This window comes from Microcoleus sp. MON2_D5 (genome assembly GCF_036701905.1).
In the GTDB taxonomy this organism is placed as follows: domain Bacteria; phylum Cyanobacteriota; class Cyanobacteriia; order Cyanobacteriales; family Microcoleaceae; genus Microcoleus.
Map to the genome: position 1 here is coordinate 1 of NZ_JAUBRM010000231.1, position 1377 is coordinate 1377.

The following is a 1377-nucleotide window of genomic DNA, read 5'->3' on the forward strand; positions in this document are numbered from 1 at the left end:
GAAGGAAAATTATCCGGCTTTAAGAAGTTTAGAAAATCTTAAGGTTCTGATTTAATCTGCTTAAGTGGGTTAAAGTTAAGCATTTAAAGAAAGTTTTTTGAGTTATTTAGTAATACACAAATTTAGGTTTTTGTCAAATTAATTTAGATGCGTTTACCCTGAGGGAAATACTCGTGCCAGCCTCTCTAATCTCACTTGTTTCTCTGATTGTATCAAGGAGAGCAAGAGTGTGAGTAAAATAAACTGGGCTGATGTCAGTTGTTTTTGTAAGTGGGTCTGATAGAATGTTGGTAACATTAATTTTTGAGATAGGCTAGCTTGTAAGAATTCGGCTGCCTATCTTTTTTTAGCACAAGTGGGTTAAATCTTTACGCTCTCTGGGTTTGGCGCGGGTTGTCACCCCCCCAGATTCTCCCGTTGCCGATGGATGATAAAAGCCCTTAATAATAACCTCTTCATCGCTGGGGCAAAAATTCTGTCCCCAGCGTCAATTGCATATTGGCAATCGCGCAGTTGATGAGCCAAACACACTTGCCATTGTGGTGCGGGGTGATTTTTTTGAGCGCTAAATAAGTCTGACACCCAGATATCAGGATGATGTTCTCCTAGAACTTCGTACATTACTCCACTGGCTCGACTCGGACGGATGACGTGTAAACAAACATCCTGGTTCTGAAACACCCACTCCCACTGATTCTGTCCATTAACCCTCGCACTGGTTTCATCTGAACAAATTAATTTTGCCCGCCGCAACCGATGGAGTATTGGAGTTACAAAGGTCATCTAAACTCGTTTTGACTTTCTCTAATAGGTTGGCGATTGCTCCTTCGGAAATCTTGAGTCCAAAAACGGATGCACATATGGACCATAGCCGTTCGTAGGTGATGGCATGAGTGTAACGGAGATATGTGACCAAGCTTTGAATTGAACTGCCAAACGGTGAACCTGCTTCCATTCCCAATGGTACAGGGGCAACATACTCGGTTTGACAGCAGGCACACTGACCACCATAACGTTCTATTCGGGTGATGATGGGGCGAATTGGGGGTAGTTCGATTTTTTCGTAGACCGATTGCAATTTTTGGGTGGCGGCGGTGACTTTCTCTCCACACAGGGGGCAATTTTTGACTTGGGCGATGATTGTTTGGTCGGGATGAGGATGTAGTTCTCTTCCCCATCCGACTCTTCCTAGGCTTCTTTGTCTTTTTATTCCTTGAATTTTCGACGGCTTAATGTTCGGCTTGAATCCTTTGGATGGTGGAGTGCTGGAATTTTTGCTATTTTTGGTGGGAGATGAGCCTTTGGAGTTTAGACTAAGCAGGTCAAAAAGTGCGCTCGCTGTGAGAGTAGCTCACGTTTATCAAGAACGGCAATGGT

At 43.6% G+C, this 1377-nt stretch carries 1 protein-coding gene; it reads right to left on the minus strand.

Annotated elements, in window-relative coordinates:
• Nucleotides 1-396: 396 nt before the first annotated feature.
• A complete protein-coding gene (locus QUA47_RS30865) occupies nt 397-783 on the minus strand; it encodes an IS66 family transposase (RefSeq protein WP_333433636.1) in 387 nt (128 codons plus the stop codon).
• Nucleotides 784-1377: the final 594 nt, after the last annotated feature.

What these genes read in the sequence shown, in the direction of transcription:
- QUA47_RS30865 (WP_333433636.1), bottom strand. Translation starts at nt 783, where the DNA reads ATGACCTTTGTAACTCCAATACTCCATCGGTTGCGGCGGGCAAAATTA.